This is a genomic window from Microbacterium sp. NPDC056052 (assembly GCF_042266785.1).
In the GTDB taxonomy this organism is placed as follows: Bacteria; Actinomycetota; Actinomycetes; order Actinomycetales; family Microbacteriaceae; genus Microbacterium.
Window position 1 is genome coordinate 18,891 of record NZ_JBHJWV010000010.1, and the last position, 20,832, is coordinate 39,722.

At 69.5% G+C, this 20,832-nt stretch carries 17 protein-coding genes, 1 tRNA gene and 2 pseudogenes; 11 read left to right on the forward strand and 9 right to left on the reverse strand.

Annotation, left to right across the window (positions count from 1 at the left end):
* On the reverse strand, positions 1-1,305 hold the full coding sequence (locus tag ACFC1J_RS17360) for an amino acid deaminase (RefSeq protein ID WP_375908930.1): 1,305 nt from the start codon (positions 1,303-1,305) through the stop codon (positions 1-3).
* Between the two features lie 162 nt (positions 1,306-1,467).
* Here ACFC1J_RS17360 and ACFC1J_RS17365 point away from each other — a divergent pair, with 162 nt between their 5' ends.
* Both ACFC1J_RS17365 and ACFC1J_RS17370 read left to right on the forward strand, forming a co-directional pair.
* Positions 1,468-2,241, forward strand: coding sequence for an IclR family transcriptional regulator (locus tag ACFC1J_RS17365; protein WP_375908933.1), 774 nt, complete (start codon positions 1,468-1,470; stop codon positions 2,239-2,241).
* A complete protein-coding gene (locus ACFC1J_RS17370) occupies positions 2,238-2,648 on the forward strand; it encodes a RidA family protein (RefSeq protein ID WP_375908936.1) in 411 nt (136 codons plus the stop codon). The genes ACFC1J_RS17365 and ACFC1J_RS17370 overlap by 4 nt, the downstream gene beginning before the upstream one ends.
* A gap of 69 nt (positions 2,649-2,717) precedes the next feature.
* On the opposite strand, the gene ACFC1J_RS17375 is transcribed toward ACFC1J_RS17370, so the two are convergent.
* The 3 genes from ACFC1J_RS17375 to ACFC1J_RS17385 form a co-directional block, all read right to left on the reverse strand.
* Complete coding sequence (locus tag ACFC1J_RS17375) at positions 2,718-4,655, reverse strand: potassium transporter Kup (RefSeq protein ID WP_375908939.1); 1,938 nt, start codon at positions 4,653-4,655, stop codon at positions 2,718-2,720.
* A 192-nt stretch (positions 4,656-4,847) separates the two neighbouring features.
* Complete coding sequence (locus tag ACFC1J_RS17380; protein WP_375908942.1) at positions 4,848-8,285, reverse strand: immune inhibitor A domain-containing protein; 3,438 nt, start codon at positions 8,283-8,285, stop codon at positions 4,848-4,850.
* Between the two features lie 344 nt (positions 8,286-8,629).
* Positions 8,630-9,130: a hypothetical protein gene (locus tag ACFC1J_RS17385; protein ID WP_375908945.1), complete on the reverse strand. Its 501-nt coding sequence runs from the start codon at positions 9,128-9,130 to the stop codon at positions 8,630-8,632.
* A 354-nt stretch (positions 9,131-9,484) separates the two neighbouring features.
* Here ACFC1J_RS17385 and ACFC1J_RS17390 point away from each other — a divergent pair.
* The 3 genes from ACFC1J_RS17390 (at position 9,485) to ACFC1J_RS17400 (ending at position 11,118) form a co-directional block, all read left to right on the forward strand.
* Positions 9,485-9,555 (forward strand) — tRNA-Gly (locus tag ACFC1J_RS17390).
* A gap of 188 nt (positions 9,556-9,743) precedes the next feature.
* Positions 9,744-10,061 (forward strand): DUF2853 family protein, encoded by a 318-nt coding sequence (locus tag ACFC1J_RS17395; protein WP_375908947.1) that lies wholly within the window; start codon positions 9,744-9,746, stop codon positions 10,059-10,061.
* Positions 10,062-10,200: 139 nt separating this feature from the next.
* Positions 10,201-11,118, forward strand: coding sequence for a cyclase family protein (locus ACFC1J_RS17400; RefSeq protein WP_375908950.1), 918 nt, complete (start codon positions 10,201-10,203; stop codon positions 11,116-11,118).
* 54 nt (positions 11,119-11,172) lie between these two features.
* On the opposite strand, the gene ACFC1J_RS17405 is transcribed toward ACFC1J_RS17400, so the two are convergent.
* A complete protein-coding gene (locus tag ACFC1J_RS17405) occupies positions 11,173-11,319 on the reverse strand; it encodes a hypothetical protein (protein WP_375908953.1) in 147 nt (48 codons plus the stop codon).
* A gap of 189 nt (positions 11,320-11,508) precedes the next feature.
* Between ACFC1J_RS17405 and ACFC1J_RS17410 the strand changes: the two genes are divergently transcribed.
* The 3 genes from ACFC1J_RS17410 to ACFC1J_RS17420 all read left to right on the forward strand — a co-directional run bounded on the left by ACFC1J_RS17410 (position 11,509) and on the right by ACFC1J_RS17420 (position 14,567).
* Positions 11,509-12,048 carry a GNAT family N-acetyltransferase gene (locus tag ACFC1J_RS17410; protein ID WP_375908956.1) on the forward strand — a complete coding sequence of 180 codons (540 nt, stop codon included), beginning with the start codon at positions 11,509-11,511 and terminating at the stop codon, positions 12,046-12,048.
* Positions 12,049-12,094: 46 nt separating this feature from the next.
* A complete protein-coding gene (locus ACFC1J_RS17415) occupies positions 12,095-13,738 on the forward strand; it encodes an acyl-CoA dehydrogenase family protein (protein WP_375908959.1) in 1,644 nt (547 codons plus the stop codon).
* A gap of 553 nt (positions 13,739-14,291) precedes the next feature.
* Positions 14,292-14,567 (forward strand): DUF6355 family natural product biosynthesis protein, encoded by a 276-nt coding sequence (locus ACFC1J_RS17420; RefSeq protein ID WP_375908962.1) that lies wholly within the window; start codon positions 14,292-14,294, stop codon positions 14,565-14,567.
* A 70-nt stretch (positions 14,568-14,637) separates the two neighbouring features.
* Here ACFC1J_RS17420 and ACFC1J_RS17425 read toward each other — a convergent pair whose 3' ends face one another.
* Positions 14,638-14,907 (reverse strand): hypothetical protein, encoded by a 270-nt coding sequence (locus ACFC1J_RS17425; protein WP_375908965.1) that lies wholly within the window; start codon positions 14,905-14,907, stop codon positions 14,638-14,640.
* 26 nt (positions 14,908-14,933) lie between these two features.
* Positions 14,934-15,150 (reverse strand): annotated as a pseudogene (locus tag ACFC1J_RS17430) (hypothetical protein); the annotation flags it as partial.
* A 155-nt stretch (positions 15,151-15,305) separates the two neighbouring features.
* Here ACFC1J_RS17430 and ACFC1J_RS17435 point away from each other — a divergent pair.
* From ACFC1J_RS17435 to ACFC1J_RS17445, 3 genes and pseudogenes are all read left to right on the forward strand, one after another.
* Positions 15,306-15,539 (forward strand): annotated as a pseudogene (locus ACFC1J_RS17435) (IS5/IS1182 family transposase); the annotation flags it as partial.
* A gap of 269 nt (positions 15,540-15,808) precedes the next feature.
* A complete protein-coding gene (locus tag ACFC1J_RS17440; RefSeq protein ID WP_375908968.1) occupies positions 15,809-16,714 on the forward strand; it encodes a hypothetical protein in 906 nt (301 codons plus the stop codon).
* A 156-nt stretch (positions 16,715-16,870) separates the two neighbouring features.
* Positions 16,871-17,761 carry a hypothetical protein gene (locus ACFC1J_RS17445; protein ID WP_375908971.1) on the forward strand — a complete coding sequence of 297 codons (891 nt, stop codon included), beginning with the start codon at positions 16,871-16,873 and terminating at the stop codon, positions 17,759-17,761.
* A 100-nt stretch (positions 17,762-17,861) separates the two neighbouring features.
* On the opposite strand, the gene pntB is transcribed toward ACFC1J_RS17445, so the two are convergent.
* Entirely contained in the window at positions 17,862-19,259 is a 1,398-nt protein-coding gene (gene pntB, locus ACFC1J_RS17450) for a Re/Si-specific NAD(P)(+) transhydrogenase subunit beta (protein ID WP_375908974.1), read from the reverse strand.
* On the reverse strand, positions 19,256-20,812 hold the full coding sequence (locus ACFC1J_RS17455) for a Re/Si-specific NAD(P)(+) transhydrogenase subunit alpha (RefSeq protein ID WP_375908977.1): 1,557 nt from the start codon (positions 20,810-20,812) through the stop codon (positions 19,256-19,258). Before ACFC1J_RS17455 ends, pntB begins: the two co-directional genes overlap by 4 nt.
* Between the last annotated feature and the right edge of the window lie 20 nt (positions 20,813-20,832).

Below are 20,832 nucleotides of genomic sequence, written 5' to 3' on the forward strand. Positions count from 1 at the left end.
TCAGAACACGGTCTCCACGGCGTCGACGACGAGCGGATCCGGCGCATCGGCGTCCGCGACGACGGGGATCAGGCGCCACTTGTCGAGCACCGTGCACGGGTGCGACAGGCCGAGCCGCACCACGTCTCCCACCTGCAGCCGCGCTCCTGCCCCGGAGGCGACCGCCTCGTCGCCGAGCCGGAGGAACAGGTGCTGGTCGTTGAGCGCGGACACGACACTACCCGCGAGCACGTCGTCGTCCTCCGCGCGTCCCGCGATGCGCTGCGCGACCGGCAGCCCCTCGTCGAACGAGGCGTCGCGGCGACCGCAGTCGAGCAGCGCGAGGCCCGGTTCGGGCCGCGACAGCACCCGCGCCCAGACGTGCATCGCGGAGCGGAACGGCACGTCGCCGATCGTGCGGCCCATCGGGCTGATCCCCGCGTAGAAGCCGTCGTCGTGGATCTGGAACGCGCCCGAGCGCACCACGACATCCGCATCGGGGCATAGCGGCGGCAGCACGGCGCCGACGCGGTCGAAGTAGGCGCTGCCGCCCGCGGTGACCACGGGGCGCACGCCCGCCGGGTACAGTCCCGCGTCGGCGAGCTCGCGATGAAGGCCCGCGAGGTCGGCGAGGTACGCGTCGACCCGCGCGATCGCGGCGTCTCCGGCGTCGTGCGCGAGGGCGCCCTCGTAGCCGCCGACGCCGGCCAGCTCGAGCACCGGAGAGGCGGCGATGGCCTCGGCGATCGCGCGTGCGGTGGCGCGGTCGCGGGCGCCGGTGCGCCCACCGGCTCCGCCGAGCTCGACGAGCACCTGGAGCGGCCGCCGCACTCCCCCGCTCAGGGCCGCCTCCATCGCGCGGACGACGTCGACGCCGTCCGCCCAGCTCAGGATCTCGACGTCCGGATGCGCGGCCAGCTCGTCGGCGATCCAGCGCAGCCCGATCGGATCCACGACCTCGTTCGCGATGAGGATGCGGCGGACATCATGCGCGCGGCCGACCTGCGCCTGCCACGGCGTGGCGAGGGTGAGACCCCACGCGCCGCCGCCCAGAGGGCGGTCGTCGAGCAACTGCCGCCAGAGCGCCGGGGCCATCGTCGTCTTGCCGTGCGGAGCCAGCAGCACGCCGGCCTCCTGCGCCCAGTCGGCCATGCGCGCGACGTTGTGCACCATCGCCCCCGCGTCGAGGGTGAGCAGCGGCGTCGCGAAGTCGGAACGCGCTGGCCCCGTCGCCAGGAACTGCTCCCTCGTGCGGCCGTACGCGGACGGCGGGAAGGACTTGTCCTGCACGGACAGCGGGCGGGCACCACTCGAAGACGTCTCCACCCTTCCATGATGCCTTCGTGTTGCGTTCGACGCAATCAGCGTTGCATCCGTTTGCATCGCTGGATATCCTCGATCCATGCCCGCGTCCGACCTCTCCGTCGCGACTGCCTCCGGAGGACCGGTCGGGGCGTCCGCACCCTCAGGATCCGCCAAGGAGCTCCGATGAACCAGACCGTGACCCGCGCGCTGGACCTGCTCGTCGCCCTGGAGGACGGCGCGCGCACCCTCGACGAGTGCGCCGAACGGCTGGGCGTGCACAAGTCGACCGTGCTGCGTCTGTTGCAGACGCTCGAGGCGCAGCGCTTCGTGACGCACGACGCGCAGCATCGCTACCGGCTCGGGAGCCGGCTGTTCGACCTCGCCGGCGCCGCTCTCGCCCAGCGCGACGTGCGCGAAGTGGCCCGCCCTCATCTCGAGCGGCTCAACGATCGCACCGGGCAGACCGTGCATCTCGCCGCCTACGAGTCGGGAGACGTGGTCTACATCGACAAGCTCGAGGCGCGCACGGGCATCAGGATGTACTCGCGCGTCGGGCTGCGCGCCCCGCTGCACAGCACGGCCGTGGCGAAGGTGCTGCTCGCCGATCTGCCCGCGTCAGCACGTCGGACGATCGCGGAGGGCATCGACTACGTGCCGTACACCGAGCGCACGATCGCGAACCCGGCGGACTTCCTCGCCGAGCTCGAGCGCGTGCGCGCCGACGACTTCGCCCGCGACAGCGGCGAGCACGAGAGCTTCATCAACTGCATCGCCGCGCCCATCCGCGACGGCAGCGGCGCCGTGGTCGCCGCGGCATCCGTGTCGGTGCCGACCATGTCGCTGCCCGCGCACGAGGTGCTGGCACTGCTGCCGCAGCTCGTGGAGGCGACGCAGGCGACATCCGCAGACCTGGGCTGGGCACCGCGCCCCGCCGCCGACCGAGAGGAACGACCATGACAGAGCAGACTCCGAAGACCCGGGTGCTCACGACCGACGCCCCCGCTCCCGCGCACGTGTTCTCCCAGGGGGTGCGCAAGGGCCCGATCGTGCAGGTGTCAGGGCAGGGCCCGGTGGACCCGGCGACGAGCGAGTACCTCTTCCCCGGCGATGTCGCCGCGCAGACCGTCCGCACGCTCGAGAACGTACGCGCGATCGTCGAGGCGTCGGGGGCGACCTTCGACGACGTGGTGATGCTGCGCGTGTACCTGACCAAGCGCGAGGACTTCGCGATCATGAACGAGGCCTACGGCGAGTTCGTCACGAAGCACACCCCGAGCGGCGTACTCCCCTCGCGCACCACCGTGTTCACGGGTCTGCCCCGCGAGGAGATGCTCGTCGAGATCGACGCGCTCGCCGTCGTCTGAACCACCGGCTCCGACGCCCGCCTCCTGACGTCCGGTCCCCCCGAGGTTCTCGGCGGGACCGGATCCGTCTCAGAGCTCGATCTGCGACCCCATCACGATCACGCGGTCGCGCGGCAGCCCGAAGTGGTCGCTCGCATCGGTCGTGATGTGCGAGGCCGCGAGGAACAGCCGCTTGCGCCACCGCGCCATGCCGCCCCTGCGGCCCTCGCGCAGCTCGATCTTCGACAGGAAGTACGTGGCGTTGTCCAGGTCGATCCAGCCCTGCGTCTTGTGCGGCGGGATGCTGCGCAGGGCGCGGGGCAGATCAGGCTTCTCCGCATAGCCGAACCGCGCGGAGATGTAGAGGATCCCGTCGGTCGGATCCCCCAGGTCATCCACCGTGCAGCGCTTCGTCTGGGGAACGCGGGGCACATTCTGGATGTCGACGGACAGGATGATCACCCTGGCGTGGCGCACGTGGTTGTGCTCGACGTTGGCACGCAGCGCGAGCGGCGTCGTGGTGCCGCCGGGGTTGAGGAAGATGGCCGTGCCGGGCACCCGGTCGATGAGCTTCGGATGCGTGCGCAGATTGCTCACGAAGTCGGCCAGCGACCCCTCCGCCTCGGTGCGGCGCGCGGTGATGAGCGCGCGCCCGCGCTGCCAGGTCGTCATCACGATGAACGCGGCGAGGCCGATCGCGAGCGGCAGCCACGCACCGTGCACGAACTTGGTGGCGTTGGCCGCGAGGAACAGCAGGTCGACCGAGAGCAGGATCACCGCACCGCCCCAGAGGATCCACCCCGGCGTCTTCCAGCGTCGCCGGGCCAGGTAGAAGAACAGCAGCGTCGTGATCGTGATCGTGCCGATGACCGCCATCCCGTACGCGAACGCGAGGGATGCGGAACTGCGGAAGACGAACACCAGGGTGATCACCGAGACCATGAGCAGCCAGTTGATCCACGGCACGTAGATCTGGCCGTGCGTCTCGGACGAGGTGTGCGTCACCCGCAGCCGAGGCAGGTAGCCGAGCCCGGAGGCCTGAGCGGCCACCGAGAAGGCGCCGGAGATCACGGCCTGCGAGGCGATCACCGTGGCCGCGGTGGCCAGGATCACGAGCGCGATCCTGCCCCATTCCGGCGCGAGCAGGAAGAACGGCGCCGACATGTTGGCCTTGTCCTCCAGCAGCAGCGCACCCTGCCCGAGGTAGGTGAGCGCGAGCGCGGGGAACACCAGGAACAGCCACGCGATCGAGATCGGCTTGCGGCCGAAGTGGCCCATGTCGGCGTAGAGCGCCTCGGCGCCGGTGACCGACAGCACCACCGCGGCGAGCGCGAAGAACGCGATGTCGAAGTGGCCGATCATGAACTCGATCGCGTAGGTCGGCAGCAGCGCCTGCAGGATCTGCGGATCGTGCGTGATCCCGCCGATCCCGAGCACCCCGATCACGACGAACCAGATCGCCATGATCGGCCCGAACAGCCGGCCGACGACCGAGCTCCCGAGCTTCTGGATCAGGAAGAGGATCAGCAGGATCGTGGCGGTGATGGGGACCACCCACTCCTCCAGGCCCGGATTGATGGTCTTCAGCCCCTCGACCGCGGAGAGCACCGAGATCGCCGGGGTGATCATGCTGTCGCCGAGGAAGAGCGCAGCGCCCAGCACGGCGAGACCGGACAGGACCGCCACCGTGCGCGTGCGCCCCTTCGGCGCCCAGCGGCGGAGCAGCGTCAGCAGCGCCATGATGCCGCCCTCGCCGTCGTTGTCCATCCGCATCGCGAGCAGCACGTAGGTGACCGTCACGATCAGGATCACCGACCACACGATGAGCGAGACGACCCCGTACAGGTTCTCCGTCGTGAGCGGGATCGGGTGCGGGTCCTCGGGATTGAACACGGTCTGCAGCGCATAGATCGGGCTCGTGCCGATGTCGCCGAAGACGACGCCGAGGGCGCCCACGATCAGCGCGAGCCGGAGGGGGCTCCTCGCAGGTGCTGCGCTCTTCGCGCCGATGACGGACTGACTGCTCACACGACGAAGCCTAGGGCCGGATTCCCGCGCCACCGGGCGCCCCTCACGGAATCCTCACGCGACGTGCCGAAGCGCCCCTCACGGGATCCTCACGGGCGCCGCAGCGGGAGGCGGTCAGCAGGGCGGACGACGGAGCGCCGGCCCCGATGCGGACATCGGGACCGGCGCTCCTGGTCGTTACCGCCGGCCCGATCAGCTCATCGGGTCAGCCGTCGTGTCGCCCTGAAGGCGCCGACGCCGGCGGGACATCACCAGGAAGGCGCTGGCGAGCAGCACGAGCGCCCCGCCGATGATGCCGGTCGTCAGCAGGGTGTCGCCGTTCAGACCGGTGGCGGCCAGGTTTCCCTTGCCGTTGCCGCTGCCGTTGCCGCCCGCGCCCGGGTCGCCGCCCGGAGTGGTCGGCGTCGGCGTCGGGGTCGGAGCCACGACATCGGCCACGACGAAGGTGCTCTCCGCTGCGTCGCTGCTCACGCCGCCGTAGGTCTGCACCGCGGAGATCGTGTGCGATCCCACGGCGACCGTGCTCGGCAACGCGACGGACCAGGTGCCGTCGTCGCCCACGACCGTCGCCTCCGCGGCCTCGGCCGCAAGGGCGGCCGCCTTGGCTGCGGCAGCGGGGGCGGCGGCCTTGGCCGCGGCCTGCACGCCGTCGAGCGTGACCACCACATCCGCGCCCGGGGTTCCGGTGCCGCTCACGGCGGTCGGCGCCGTGTCGAGCTTCGCCCCGTTCGCGGGCGACGTGATCGCCGGTGCGTCCGGCTTCGCCGGGTCCTCGGAGAGCGGAGCGCGAACCGTGAGGAGCGCCGCCGTGTTGTTCTGCAGCGACTTCTTCACGGTGACGACGGTGCCGTAGCCCACGCCCGCATCCGCGGGGTTGCCCGTGCCGAGCGTCGTGAACCCGAGGTCATGACCGTACAGATCGGTCGCGGGGGTGCCGTCCGGATTGACGACCCGCGTGCTGTACGGCGCGCCGTCGACCGACGGCACGACCACCGAGGCGTCGCGCAGGCGGTTGAACAGCTGACCGTCGCGGAGCTCCAGTCCGGCCACCCAGCCCTGGTCGTCGGTGAAGGACTTCACCGACGCCTGAGCCGCGATGTCGGTGCAGGCCTCGTTGAAGTCCGCGTCCACCAGGCAGTCCTTGAACGGCAGGGTGGGCGTGAGACCGAACGCGGCGTTGGACGACTGCGCACGGCTGGAGATGTTCTTCGTCACGGACGGATCAATCTCAGCCTCAGCCCCTGTGCGACGCAGCGGGTCGAAGTGGCTGTCCACGAGGAGCAGGCCGCCCTTCGCACCGTAGCTCGGCAGGTTGGTCAGGTTCGAGGTGACCTGGTTGGAGTCGCCGTAGGCGGTGTCGCGGTACCAGACCAGCGCGCCGGGCGCGTTGTACGGAACCTTCTCGACCTTCCATCCGGCGTCGCTGTACACCGTGGTGTAGCCGTACCTCAGGCCCTCATCGAAGCCGTCGAAGTTGCGCCACTCGACCAGGTAGTACTGCGCCTTGATCTGCGTACCGGTGTCGCGCACCCAGCCTGCGCCCGTGGTGTCGGTGAACGTGCCCGCGGTCGAGGTCCAGCCGTTGTCGCCCGACTCCACGTCATCGGTCCAGACGTCGGCGCCGCCGGCCGTCAGGGCGAAGTCGTCGGAGAACCAGCCGCGATCCTCGTAGGCCGCGTCGGTCGCCTGACGCAGACGCACCTGGATGTTCTGCCCGGCGTACGCCGACAGGTCGATGTGATCGTGACGCCAGCCGCCCGTGGATCCGGTGAGTCCGTACTTCTTGTTGCCGAAGTCCTTCATCCGCCCGTTCGGGTCGCTGTAGCCGTCATCGGTCGAGACGAGCGCGCCGGACTCGTCGTAGACCTTCTGCTCGGTCCAGGTGGATCCGCCGTCGGTCGAGACCTCGACGAAGCCGAAGTCCCAGTCCTCCTCGATGACGTAGTCGTTCCACATCGAGAAGGTCGCACCGGCGGGCACGTTGTCGATCGATCGCTTCAGCTGCACGTCCGCCCAGTCCTGATCGGCGTTCGAGTACCACATCTCCGATCCGCTGTGCGGGTCGGCGAGGGTGATCCGCTTGTCCGGCAGGTTGATCTTGACGCCGTCCTCGGTGCCGTTCGCGGGCCGGGAAGCCTGTCCGACCTTGACGGTCTTGGTGCCGTCGCCCGGGTTGATCTCCAGCGGGTCGACCCAGCCCAGCACCCACTTGTCCCAGATGCCCATGTGCGTCGGCATCGACTGGAAGATCGGACCGGAGTGCGAGCCGGAGCTCATCAGGTCCCAGAAGTCGATGTCGGAATTGCCCGCGTTGGACGTGTCGTACAGGTCGGGCAGACCCAGGTCATGGCCGTATTCGTGCGCGAACACACCGACACCGGAGTTCTCCGGCTGGACGATGTAGTTCTGGATCTTGAAGTCGGTGCCGGGAATCGTGGCGCCGCCCGCGACGTCGGACGAGTGCGCCCAGACCGCGTAGGTGCCCTCCTTGCCGCCACCGCCGGACTTGTCCTCGCCGGCGTGCACGAGCACGACGTGGTCGATGATGCCGTCCGGCTCGTGGACGTTGCCGTCTCCGTCGCGGTCGCCCTGATCCTCGATGTCGTAGTCGGCCCAGGGGAAGTCCGGGTTCTGCTGCGCGACCGCCGCCACCGCATCGATGGGCAGCTGGCCGGGGCCGAGGGGGTTGTCGGGGTGGCCCTGCATGTCCTGCATGGGACCCGCCTCGTACGCGCCGGTCTCCGGGTTGAGGTGGCAGACCGTGGCGCCGTAGTACCCCTCGGAGTGCGGGACCGTGACCCAGGCCGTGGCCTCGCCGGAGAGCGAGTAGGCGCCGCGGGACATCTCCTCGTACATCTTCTTCATCGTGTGACCGGAGATGTCGAAGCCGGGCTGGCCGTCCAGGCCCGTCAGATCGGTGCGGACCCGCTCGGTGATGCCCTCATCGGAGAACAGCATCCTGTTGTAGAAGTCACTCGAGAAGTCAGGGACCCACATGGTGTTGTTGTCCTTGTGGGCGGCGCTCGCCGGATCCGGGATGTTGTTGTGCAGCGTCGGCCCCTGCACGTCGCCCGGCTTGCAGTCCGTCGCCCCAAAACCGGTCGGGACCTGCAGGCCCGAGAAGTCCTCCGTGCCGTCGAACTCGACGAGGATGGTCAGAAGCTTCGCCTGCTGCGTGCTGTCGGCGTGCTTGAGGTTCTTCGGGCTCTCGCCGGTCTGCACCGCCTCCGCCTCGGTCTTCGCCAGCTGCTCGGCCGCGACCGGGTTGCCCTGCGCGTGCTTCTGGTCGTTCTCTTTGGCGCGCTCGAACGCGGCGTCGCTGATCGCCTTCCGTGCGCTCGCGCCGCCTCCCAGGTCGGCGACCGCCTGGTCGTCGGACGCGTCGGTGAACGCCTCGGCCCGAGGAGCCACGTAGTTGATGTAGTGATCGCTGGCGCCGCTCTTGCCCGCAGTGCTGCCCGAGGCTGTGGCGGAACTCGTGCCTGCTGCCTGGGCGCTCGGCGGTGCTGCGCTCGGCGGCGCCGCACTCGCGGGCACGGCCCCGAACGTCGCCACCCCTGCGGCGGCCAGCACGAACGCAGACGTCGTCGCCGCTGCACGTCGTCGTACGCGGGCGCTCTTCTCTGACATCGATTCTCCCTCCAGGCATCGCCTCGACGGTTTCCGAGGCGATGCGTCCGTCGTGCGCCGATCTGGCACACACAAGATTCAGGATTACCGTGAAACCCCTATGCAAGGGAAGAGAATCAGCTGACAAAGAAGGAACTTCCTGGCGGCGAGGGCCTCTGCGACTCTGCGCAAGGCGTCGCGGGAACCTTCTCCTGCGACGCCCTTGCGTCGAGCCCGCACCCCCTCGCAGCATCCGCGCCTCGTCGCATGGACGCGCGCACGAGGGGGCCTCGACACGGCGAAGGGGCGCCGCCCGGATGCTCCGAGCGGCGCCCCTTCTGAGCGTCCGGCGTACGCCGAGGGGGTCAGCCCTTGTTGCAGACTTCCTGCAGCTTCTTGCCCTGCTCGGTGAGCTTGGCGCTGGCGTCCTGAGCCTTGGTCGAGATCTCCTGGGCCTTGTCCTGGGCCTGCTTGAGCTTGTCCATCGCAGCAGGGTCGTTCGCATCGATGTTCTTCAGGTCGGGCATCTCGAAGCCGTCGAAGACCTTCACGAAGCCGTTGAACTCGGTCGCGAACGCCGTGAGCGGCGCCTTCACGGCCTCGTTGGTGACCTTCTTGCCGGCCTCGTCGAGCCCCTTCTGCACGGGGGCGAAGATCTCGGCGAAGTCGACCTTCTCGCCCTGGGTGGCCTGCTGCATGGCGGCGTTGACGTCGCTCGAGATGCTCGAGGTGGCCTTGTTCATCTCGGTGTTGGCGATCTTGCACGCGTCGGCCACGCTCTGGCCGCCCGAGCAGGCGGTCATGGTCGCGGTGAGGACGATCGCTGCGGCGAGGCCGCCGATACGGGTCAGGGTTGCCTTGTTCATGGTGAGCTCTCCGGTCTCTGCATGGAAGTGGCTGTCGGTCCGTAGAGGCGCGACAGCCAGGGTCGCCTTCCACCCTATTCTGAGCTGATGCATAGCTTCGGATCGCGTCGGCGGATCCGGCGCGATCGTGACCGCACCGAAATGTCGTCGCCCGTCCTCGCCGGCACCCCCTCGCAGCACCCGCGCCCCCTCGTATGGACGCACGCACGAGGGGGCCTCGACACTGCGAGGGGGCGTCGACGCTGCGATGGTGCGACGGCGCGACCACGCAGCTTTCGGCGTCGGGACCCCACGCGGAGCCGGATCCGGGATGCCGCGCGCGTTTGTTATGCTGGCCAGGCGTCATCGACGTGCGGGGCTGTAGTTCAATGGTAGAACTTCTGCTTCCCAAGCAGACAGCGCGGGTTCGATTCCCGTCAGCCCCTCCGGATTCGGAAAAGGCCCTCGCCTCAGGTGGGGGCCTTTCCTGTCACCCGCAGATGCCGACGATGAAACCGAGCAACTCGGAATAGCGGCCCCTTCCGCGGTGCGTCTTTCGCTGTTCGGCCAGGGCGTCTACGATCTCTGGCGAGCGCGGCATATCGAGCCGGGCCGGACGTAAAGGAGTTCACCCATGGCTGACTGGGCCGCTGACGTCAAGATCTACCGCCCCAACGCCGATGATGCTGCGATCGAGGGTCTCCTCACGACCTACCGGCTCGTGATGAGCAGCCCGGATTCGGCGTACGTCGCGTTCTCCGACAAGGACGAGGTCGAGACCGTCAAGACCAACTTCCTCCAGAAGAAGCTCGGCCTCACCGAGTCGGACGCCGCGCTCGACGCCGCACTCGACGAGGTCAAGGAGACGATGAAGGCGGACCGCACCAAGAGCCGCATCACGGTGTACTACCTGCTCGCCGAGAAGTTCGGCAAGCTGGGCCTCTTCCACTGAGCCCCCGCTCGACTGCTTGACAGTGAGGGCCGCATCCGCGTCTGCGGGTGCGGCCCTTCCTGCGGCTCGCCCCCTGGAACAGCTGCGTCCATGACGCCATGAGCACCGCAGCCCCTCAGATCCTCGCCATACTGGCAGGATGACCGAACCCACCGAGTACCGCGCGCACTTCGGCTTCGACATCCGCTTCGCGAACGGCGGCGGCATGCAGGGCGAGGGGTTCCGCCTGGACCTTCCCTCCGCCGACCTGGACGCCGATGCGATCGGCCTGCTCCTCGTCCGCCATCTGGGCCTCGCGCTCGTGGAGTCGGTCGTGCTGAGCGACCTCCGGATCATCGCCGAGCAGCACCGCGGCAGCCGGGGCGTCGACTCCCCCGCGGCGGCCTCGGAGCGACGGATCGTCGACCTGTCGCACCCGATCCGCGCGGGCCTGATCACGTACCCCGGCCTGCCTGCGCCGGAGATCACGCCGTTCCTCACCCGGGAGGACTCCCGCGCGAAATACGCGCCGGGCACCGAGTTCGCCATGGACGTCATCACGATGATCGGCAACACGGGCACCTACATCGACTCGCCGTTCCATCGCTACGCCGAGGGCGGCGACCTCTCGTCGCTCCCGCTGGAGAGGCTCGTCGACCTGCCCGCCGAGGTCTTCCACCTCACCGACACCTGGTCGTCCGACCGCCGCGGAATCGGATCCGCGACCCTCGCCGACCGCGACCTGCGCGGCACGGCGGTGCTGCTGCACACGGGCTGGGACCGGCATTTCGGCACCCCGGAGTACGGCCGCGGCGCACCGTTCCTCAGCGGCGAGGCCGCGCAGTTCCTCGCCGACGCCGGGGTCGCACTGGTCGGGATCGACTCGATCAACATCGACGACATCGAATCCGGCGGCGAGCGGCCCGCCCACTCCGTCCTGCTCGCCGCGGGGATCCCGGTCGTCGAGCACCTCGCCGGCCTGGGATCCCTCCCGGCGCGCGGCGCGCGCTTCACCGCCGCTCCGCCCGCCGTGGCCGGGTTCGGCACGTTCCCGGTGCGGGCGCACGCAGTCATCTAGGCGGATCCCGACTCGGGTGCCGCCTGAGGGCACCGGCCCGGCGCAGCACCCGCGTCAGAGGCCCTCGATCGACCCTTCGAACCCGAGCATCGTGTCGACGTCGGGCGGCGGGATCAGGCCCCCGTCGTCCTCGTCCACGGGCGGGCCGCCGGCAGAGGCCTCCCGTTCTTCGACCTGTTCCTCGTCCTCGTCGTGGCCCATCTCATCCTCCTTCGCGGCGCATCCGGCCCGCGACGCCCTCATCGGCGCCGATCCCTCGCGGCGGGGCCTGATCCGTCTTTCTTTCGGCAGGCTATGCCGCCTTCCGAGGGCTGGCAAGGTCCGCCGGAAGGCGGCAATCGCCGCGTCGGCGGGGCCCCGGATGTCCGGGCCCGCGGGTAGCGTGTCCTCATGTCCCCACACCCCGCCATCACGCTCCGCGCCCGCACCGAGGCCGACTACGACGCGCTCTACGCGCTTGCCGCGGAACTCGACAGCTGGGAGCAGCGCAGTCCGCTCCGCCCCGCGGCGATGACGCGAAAGGGGTGGGAGGCGCGCGTGGCCGAGTACGACGCGGATCCGAACGGGAACCTCGGTTTCGTGATCGATGTCGAGGGAGAAGCCGTCGGCACCGTGAGTCTGTTCGACATCGACGGCTTCACCGGGACCGCCGAGGTCGGCATCGCGCTCATCCCGTCGGCTCGCGGCCGGGGCGTCGGCAGCGAGGCCATCGCGCAGATCGTCGAGTTCGCGTTCGTGCGCGCCAACCTCCGCAGGGTCCACCTCGAGGCGATCGCCTCGAACACGGCCGCACTCCGCATCTACGAGAAGGCGGGCTTCGTCATCGAAGGGCGCCAGCGCAAGCACGCCTGGGTGCGCGGACAGTACGAGGACATCGTGCGGATGGGCCTGCTCCGCTCCGAGTGGCTCGAGCACCGCTCGACGGACTGACCGGCCCACGGCGTACGGTCGAACCAGACGATCGAAGGGGATCCGCATGGCGACGCACACCGTCACGAACCAGGCGCCGCCGCGCGAGGGTATCGACGAGTTCTCCCTCGACCTGCCCCTCGTCGAGGGCGTGCGCCGGCATGGCGCGTCATGGGCCGAGCCGGAGCTGATCGCGACCGGGGAGCTGGTCGGATCAGCCGCGTTCCAGCACGACGCCGAGCTCGCCAACGTGCACGAGCCGGAACTGGCGGCGTTCGATCGCTGGGGACGGCGCATCGACGAGGTCGAGTACCACCCCTCGTACCACCGCATCCTCTCGGCCGCCGTCGCCGCCGGGGCGCACACGGCCGCCTGGGCCGATCCGCGTCCGGGCGCACAGGTCGCCAGGGCCGCGCAGTTCCTGCTCTTCGCCCAGGTCGAGCCGGGGCACGCCTGCCCGGTCTCGATGACGCACGCGGTGGTGTCCGCGCTGCAGCAGTTCGGATCCGCGGAGCTGCGGGACGAGTGGATCCCTCGCCTGTTCTCCCGGGACTACACGCCCGCACTCGCGCCCGGCAAGACCTCCGCCCTGTTCGGCATGGCGATGACCGAGAAGCAGGGCGGATCCGACGTGCGCGCGAACCGGACATCCGCGAGGCCGGCCGGCGACGGATCCTGGATCCTCACCGGGCACAAGTGGTTCTGCTCGGCGCCGATGTCGGACGGCTTCCTGGTGCTCGCGCAGGCGCCCGGCGGGCTGAGCTGCTTCCTCCTGCCGCGCGTGCTGCCCGACGGATCCCGCAACCCGTTCCTCATCCAGCGCCTCAAGGACAAGCTCGGCAACCGGGCGAACGCCTCGAGCGAGGTCGAGTTCGACGGCACGGTGGGATGGCTCGTCGGCGAGGAGGGCCGCGGCGTCCGCACGATCATCGAGATGGTCAACCAGACCCGGCTGGACTGCATGCTCGGCACGGCCGCGGGCATGCGGCAGGCCACGGCCGAGGCGATCTGGCACGCACAGCACCGCGCGGCGTTCGGCGCGCTGCTGGCCGAGCAGCCTGCCATGACGCAGGTGCTCGCCGATCTCGCGGTCGAGACCGAGGCCGCGATCGCCTCGTCCCTGCGGGTCGCGGCCGCCTATGAGGCCGACGCCCCCGCGGCGGACGAGCCGTTCCGGCGCCTGGCGACGGCGGTGCTGAAGTACTGGATCTGCAAGCGCGGCCCCGGCCACGCGTACGAGGCGCTGGAGTGCCTGGGCGGCAACGGCTACACCGAGGCGTTCCCGCTCGCCCGGCGCTACCGCGAGCAGCCCGTGATGGCGGTATGGGAGGGATCCGGCAACGTCATCGCGCTCGACGTGCTGCGCGCGATCGCCCGCGAGCCGGAGACCGCGGATGCCCTGCTCGCCGAGGTGCGCCTCGCGGAGGGCGCGGATGCGCGGCTCGACGCGCACGTCGCGGACACCGCGCGGCTGCTCCGCGATGCCCAGCGCGATCCCGCGTCCACCGAGGCGCAGGCGGGCGCGCGCCGGCTCACGGAGGCGCTCGCGGTGGCGCTGCAGGCATCGCTGCTCGTCCGGCACGCCCCGGCCGAGGTGGCCGATGCGTTCGCCTCGTCGCGGCTGGGCGGGGCGCGCGGGTTCCTCTACGGCGCGGCATCCGTGCCGGTCGCCCACGCGATCGTGGCCCGCCACGCCGGCGTGGAGGGCTGAGCAGGGCCCGCGCCCCGGCCCCTGGTGGCCGGTCTGACGATTGGTTGGTCCATGCGATGGCGGTGTGGATGAGGACGGCGGCGCGGTAGGTGATCGAGTGTTTGTCGCGCCGGGTGGCGAGGCCGCGCCATTGCATGGTGGCGCCAGCGTGAGGTCGGGTGCGATCGCGGCGAGAGACTCGCTGTCAACGCTCAACGCTCGACGTATCGGCGGCCGTCGCTGGCAGCACACCAGCGAGGGTCAACCCCGCCGCGCCCCCGCCGCGCCCCCACCGCGGCGAGCAATTTCGTCGTCAGGAGCATCTTGCGCATGGATGCTGTTCCTTCCGATCAGATACAGCGGACCTGACTCGGCACTCCCCCAAAGCCTGGGCCGACTCTGCGCGAAGCGCGAAAGTGGCGCAGCCTGTTAGCCCCATTGTCGCGGGGGACACAATTGCTGCCCGATCGGCCCTTTTTTGTCGGCCGAAAGGAGGACAGACAATGCTCCGCGCCCACCTGAGGATTGATATGAGAACGTCGAAACCCGGCGCTCATGACGCAAGGAGACAGATATGAAGCTGAAGAAGATCGCAGGCGCGCTGAGCATCGCAGGGATCGCTGTCGCTGGCATGCTCCTCACCGCACCGGCCGCGTCGGCGGCGTCCTGCGGGTACTGGACCACGCACGATGCCAAGTACTTCACCAACTGCAGCACCCACTCCCAAAAGATCCAGGTCGACTATGTGATCGGCAGCACACAGTCATGCGCCGCACCCGGCACCACCACGCTGTACGACGGATGGAACAACCCCGTCACGAACGCTTTCGTCGTGGCGGAGAGCTGCTGAGTAGTCATCGCGCTCACCCGAGCGCCAAGGGTCGGCGCGTAATGCTCGTCAACTACGCCTACTCTCTGGGCTAGAACAGCGCCGAGGCAGCCGTCGGCGTCGTTCCCTTCGGTCGCGCGATCACCCGCTCAGTGAGCGGGAGTGCGGCCGAACGGGCGGCGTCGACGAGCTCGCCACCCTGCGCCGTACTCGTCAGCCACTCCTCCGCGAACCCAGGAGCCACGAGCATCGGCATCCTGTTGTGCACGTGCGCGATCTGCACGGTCGGCTCCTGCATCACGAGCAAGAAGCACGTGTTCCAGGCCGTCCTCCGCGATCCCCGGCTGCTGTCAGCGGCCATGCCGATCAGTTCCTCTCCCGGCAGGACTAGCTGTGATGTCCAGGCAGGTTGTTGAGTCTGCTGGTGGGTGCGGCTCCGATAGCGGAGTGGTGCCTGTCGCGGTCCGCGAACCAAGCGATGGCCCGTTTCCAACACGCCGATCGCGGTGACGGCCTTCTCGCCTGCGCAGATCTCGACATAGGCGACGCGGGAATGGTCGTCGATGACGGTGTGCAAGAACGCGATTCCGACGTTTGGCTCGTATCCGACGTGACGTTCGCTTGTCCATTTCGCGGTGGCTCGCGATTGCGTCGGTCGATGTGGTTGAGCCGGTTGCCTTCACGATCTGCTTCACCACAGCGGGCGGCGTCTTGGTCGGCATCGACCGCGGCCGACTGAACCGACCGGCCATTCCCGCGGGTGGATCGAACTACACGAATCCGGACGTCGAGCCGCCTGACCACCGCATCGGACGTTCCCGAGGCGGACTGTCGACGAAGATCCACCAGCTCATCGACAGTCACGGTCTGCCGCTGATCACTCCGGGGCAGGCCGGTGACTCGCCGACGCTGCTCCCACCACTGGAACAGTTGCGTGTGAAGCGAGACTCCGGCCGCCCGCAGAAGAGGCCGGACACGGTCCGCGGCGACAAGACGTAAACACTCGACCATCCACCGCGCCGCCGTCCTCACCCACAACCAATCGTCAGACCGGCCCGGCGCCTAGGGGATTCACCGTAGCCGGATCCTCTCGACAGAGGTCGCCGTGATAGGAATTCGCGTTGGGCACGTCGTCTCCCCCGGGATCGCTGATGGGGATCAGCAGTCCCGGGAGCCCTCCTTCGCGCCCGGTCGCGAGGAGGGCAGGAGGCGATCGAAGGCGCTGCCGTGCGCCCGCCCCCGAGGACAGGGGAGTCACTCGAATGGAAGATGGCGAACGCGCCCTGCGCGCTCAGGGACTCGACCGAGATGTCTCGCTCGCTGACGGCGCCGCACGGATCTGGCTGGGCGATCTCGGCTGGGACGCCCAGCCGATCGACGGCGCGATGCGGATGTTCGGAGATCGATTCGCCGACGCCGCGATCTCCGTGGCACGCATCTGGCTCAATGCCGCCGTGCTCCGCCCCGTGGCGCATCACGGCGTGCTCCGGGTCGTGCTCGTGGTCGACGGGACGGCAGTGCTCGAGGCGCAGAACTGGCGCATCGAGCTGAAGCCCTGGGACCTGGTGCTCCTGGACGCGACGACGCCGACGTGGATCACGGCGACAGGCGGATTCGGCTTCATGCAGTTCATCGCGGAGAACGAGAGCCTGGAGAAGTACCATCCCCGCCCCGGGGTGCCGATCCTCTTCTCCGAACCCCGATCGGCGCAACTCTTCGCCGCCATGGTGAGCACCACCATCGGGATCGGTCTCACTCCTGAGGAGCCGGGCACGCCCTTCATCGCCCGGGCCTTCGAGAACATCGTGGCCACGGTCATGAGCCGGAGCACGACACAGGACGCGTCCGATGAGGCGTGGCACGCGCCCTCGGACCTCACCCGGGCGCTGGCCGCGATCGCCGCTCACCACGGGGATCCGGACTTCGACGTCGAACGGCTCGCTGCGCTCGTGCACCTCAGCCGTCGCCAGCTCGCGCGCATCTTCGCGGGTGCGGGCACCAGCCCGTCCGCCGCCATCCGTCGAGCACGCCTGGCGACCGCGGACTCCGTGGCCGGATCGATCCCGGCCCCGCACCGCGACAGCATCGCGAGGGCTTCCGGATTCCGGGATCACCGCGCGTTGCGTCGCGCACGGGTTCTTGCCGGCGACGGTGAGGACCCGCGCTGACGATGAGGAGCGGCAGGCGCGGACCGGAATGAGACACGATCTCTGCCACCGTGCGCCACAGCCGCCGACCGGCTCGTCGGGATCCGCCGCCCTCTGGGAGCTTGATCCAGGCCGCCGAGCACCGACGGCCGTTCACCATCCAGGGGAGATCAAGCAATGACGCAGTTCCAGGGGGAGTCCTTCGGTCAGACGACGGACCCGACACAGCGCACCGTTCCGCGCCGCACCATCATCAAGGGGGCCGCCTGGTCGATCCCGGTCGTCGCCGCGGCCGCGGCCCTGCCCACCGCAGCAGCAAGCTGTGCAGGGTCGTCGCCGTGGGACATCGGCATCCTCGGCGGGTGCATGATCAACTTCTGGGGAGCGGGCAAGGGCCTGCCCGGGTTCACGGTCACCTCGGCCGGCACGAAGGGCGCGGACAACTGCTGCTCCGCGCAGAACCCCCCGAGCCCGCTCAGCATCGACGAGACGGCCAAGGGTGTCTGGTCCGTCGAACTCCCTGATCTGGGCGGCCTGATCTACACCGCCTGGAACATCGCGCCCATCGGCGGAGTCGCGCTCTCGGCGCCGTTCATCGCCTGGGCGCTGGCCTATGCGACGGCCATCGTCGCCGAGCTTGCGATCCCCGCCGCGCTGGCCGGCTACGGCCCGTACCTGTCCGGCCCGAACTGGATTGCACCGAGCTCGGTCAGCGACTTCCTCAACTTCTCCGTGACGCCCGAGAAGGTGGGCTCCGGCTTCAACCAGCGCTTCCGGGTGAACTGCACGTTCACGCTGAAGCGCACCCTGACCCTCGCCGGCATGCCCTCGTGCTCGCAGACCGGCTGGGGCTACCTGGGTGGCATCGTGATGCCCGATCCCACGAACAACGCACTGTGGCAGGCACTGGTCCAGATCCCGCTCCTCGGCTCGGCGCTCAACAGCGCCGCCGGAACGATCGCGCCGGTGCTCACCCTCACGGCGACGGGGAACTGGAGCGACGCCGACAACAGCAACAACGTGGGCGTCATCGGGAACAGCCTCCTGACCCCCGGTCACTGCGCATGATCTGAGCGGACGCCGCCGGCGCCGTTCCCGCCGGTGATCAGGAAACCGGCCGGGACCCCCTCCACGGTTCCGGCCGGTTTCGTCGTATTCCCGGTTCGTGTCACAGGGCCGCGATGATGTCCTCCACGCGCTGCTTGGCGTCGCCGAACAGCATCTGCGCGTTCTCACGGAAGAACAGCGGGTTCTGCACGCCCGCGTAGCCCGCGGCCATCGAGCGCTTGAACACGATCACGTTCTCGGCCTCCCACACCCGCAGCACCGGCATGCCGGCGATCGGGCTCGACGGATCCTCCGCCGCGGCGGGGTTGACCGTGTCGTTCGCGCCGATCACGAGCACGACGGAGGTCGACGCGAGGTCGTCGTTGATCTCCTCCATGCTCAGCACGATGTCGTACGGCACCTTCGCCTCGGCGAGCAGCACGTTCATGTGGCCGGGCAGGCGCCCCGCGACGGGGTGGATCCCGAAGCGCACGTCGACACCGCGCTCGCCCAGACGCCGCACGAGATCGGCGACCGGATACTGCGCGTGCGCGACCGCCATGCCGTAGCCCGGCGTGATCACGACGCTCTTCGCCGCGGTGAGCATCTCGGCCGCGCTCTCCGCGGTGAGCTCACGGTGCTCGCCGTACTCCTCGTCGGATCCCGTGGAGGCCACGATCCCGAACCCGCCGGCGATGACCGAGAGGAACGACCGGTTCATGGCCTTGCACATGATGTAGGAGAGGTAGGCACCGCTGGATCCGACCAGCGCGCCGGTGACGATGAGCAGGTCGTTGTTGAGCAGGAAGCCCGCCGCGGCCGCCGCCCAGCCGGAGTAGCTGTTCAACATCGACACGACGACCGGCATGTCGCCGCCGCCGATCGAGGCGACGAGGTGCCAGCCCAGCGCGAACGCGAGCACGGTGACCGCGATGAGGAGCCACAGCTGCTGGTCGATCACGAACCACACCGTGAGCGCCAGGAACGCGAGGAGCGCCACGATGTTCAGCACGTTCTTGCCGGGCAGCATGAGCGGCTTGGAGGAGATCCGCGCGGACAGCTTCAGGTACGCGACGATGGATCCGGTGAAGGTCACGCCGCCGATGAAGATGCCGATGAAGACCTCGGCGTTGTGGATGCCGACGAGCGAGGGCGCGATCTCCGCATGAGCGAGGTGGCCGTTCCAGCCGACCAGCACAGCAGCCAGGCCGACGAAGCTGTGCAGCAGCGCGATGAGTTCCGGCATGCCCGTCATCTCGACGACCTTCGCGCGCCAGAGGCCGATCCCTGCCCCCACGAGCACCGCGACGAGCAGGAGGACCAGGCCGATCACGGCGCCGCCGGACCAGGCCTGCGCGACGGTGAGCGACACGGTCGCCACGAGTGCGATGGCCATGCCGGAGATGCCGAAGATCACGCCGGAGCGTGCGGTCTCGTGCCGGCTGAGACCGGCGAGGCTGAGGATGAACAGCAGGGCCGCGACGATGTATGCGGCGGTGGAGAGAGCCCCGACGGTCACTTCTGGCCGCCCTTCGTGAACATGGCGAGCATGCGGCGGGTGACCGCGAACCCTCCGAAGATGTTGATGGACGCGAGCAGGACCGCGATCGCCGCGATCACCTGGACGACCGGGTTCGTATCCGTGATCTGGAGCATCGCGCCGACCACGATGACGCCGGAGATGGCGTTGGTCACCGACATGAGCGGGGTGTGCAGCGCGTGGTGCACCTTGCCGATCACATAGAAGCCGATCACCACCGAGAGCGTCAGCACGGTGAAGTGCTGCGGCAGCGGCGCGGGTGCGAATGCGTTCACCGCGAAGAGCACGGCGATGCCGAGCACGATGAGCAGGGCCTTGCGCCCGGCCGACATGCTCTTCTTGGCGGGTGCCGCCCCATCCGGTCCCTGAGCCTGTCGAAGGGCGGGGTTCGCCTTGGCGGGAGCGGCGGCGACCTGCACAGGCGGAGGCGGCCAGGTCACGGCGCCGTCGCGCACCACCGTGACCGAGCGCTGCACCACGTCGTCGAAGTCGATCACGAGCACGCCGTCCTTGCCCGGGGTGAGCAGGGCGACGAGGTTGGCGACGTTCGTGCCGTACAGCTGCGAGGCCTGGGCGGCCAGGCGGGAGGCGAGGTCGGTGTAGCCGAGGATGACGACGCCGTTGGCGGTGACGGTGCGCTGCCCGGCGACGGATCCCTCCACGTTCCCGCCCTGACCCGCCGCCATATCGACGATCACGCTGCCGGGCTTCATCCGGGCGACGTCCGACGCCGTGATGAGGCGGGGCGCGGCCCGTCCCGGGATGAGCGCCGTGGTGATGATGATGTCGACGTCGGCGGCCTGCTCGGTGTAGATCTCGGCGGCGCGGCGGTCGTACGCCTCGCTCGTCGCCTTGGCGTAGCCGTCCGCGGAGGTCGAGACGGCCACGTCGACGGGCAGGTACTCGCCGCCGATCGAGGTGACCTGGTCGGCCACCTCGGGGCGAGGATCCGTGGCGCGCACGATCGCGCCCAGGCTCGATGCGGCGCCGATCGCCGCGAGGCCGGCGACGCCGGCGCCCGCGACGAGCACCTTGGCCGGCGGCACCTTGCCGGCGGCGGTCACCTGGCCGGTGAAGAACCGGCCGAACTCGTGCGCGGCCTCGACCACGGCACGGTAGCCGGCGATGTTCGCCATCGAGCTCAGCACGTCCATCGACTGGGCGCGCGAGATACGAGGAACGGCGTCGAGGGCGAGAGCGGTGATGCCGCGCTGCGCGAGGGACTCCACGAGATCGGGGCGCAGCGCCGGCGAGAGCAGCGCGATGAACGTCGCCCCGTCCGCGAGCAGGGCGATCCGCTCGGGATCGGGCGGCGTGATCGCCAGGACGATCTCGCTCCCCCACGCCCGTTCCCGCTCGACCAGCGTCGCCTCCGCGGCCGCGTAGGCCTCGTCGGGGTACGACGCGTCGGATCCTGCTCCGCGCTCCACGACCACGTCGTGACCGAGCTTCCGCAGCGACGCGATCGTCGCCGGGGTCGCGGCCACGCGCGACTCGCCCGCAGGCTCACGCACGATGCCGATGACTGCCATAGCTACCTCCTCTGTGCCGT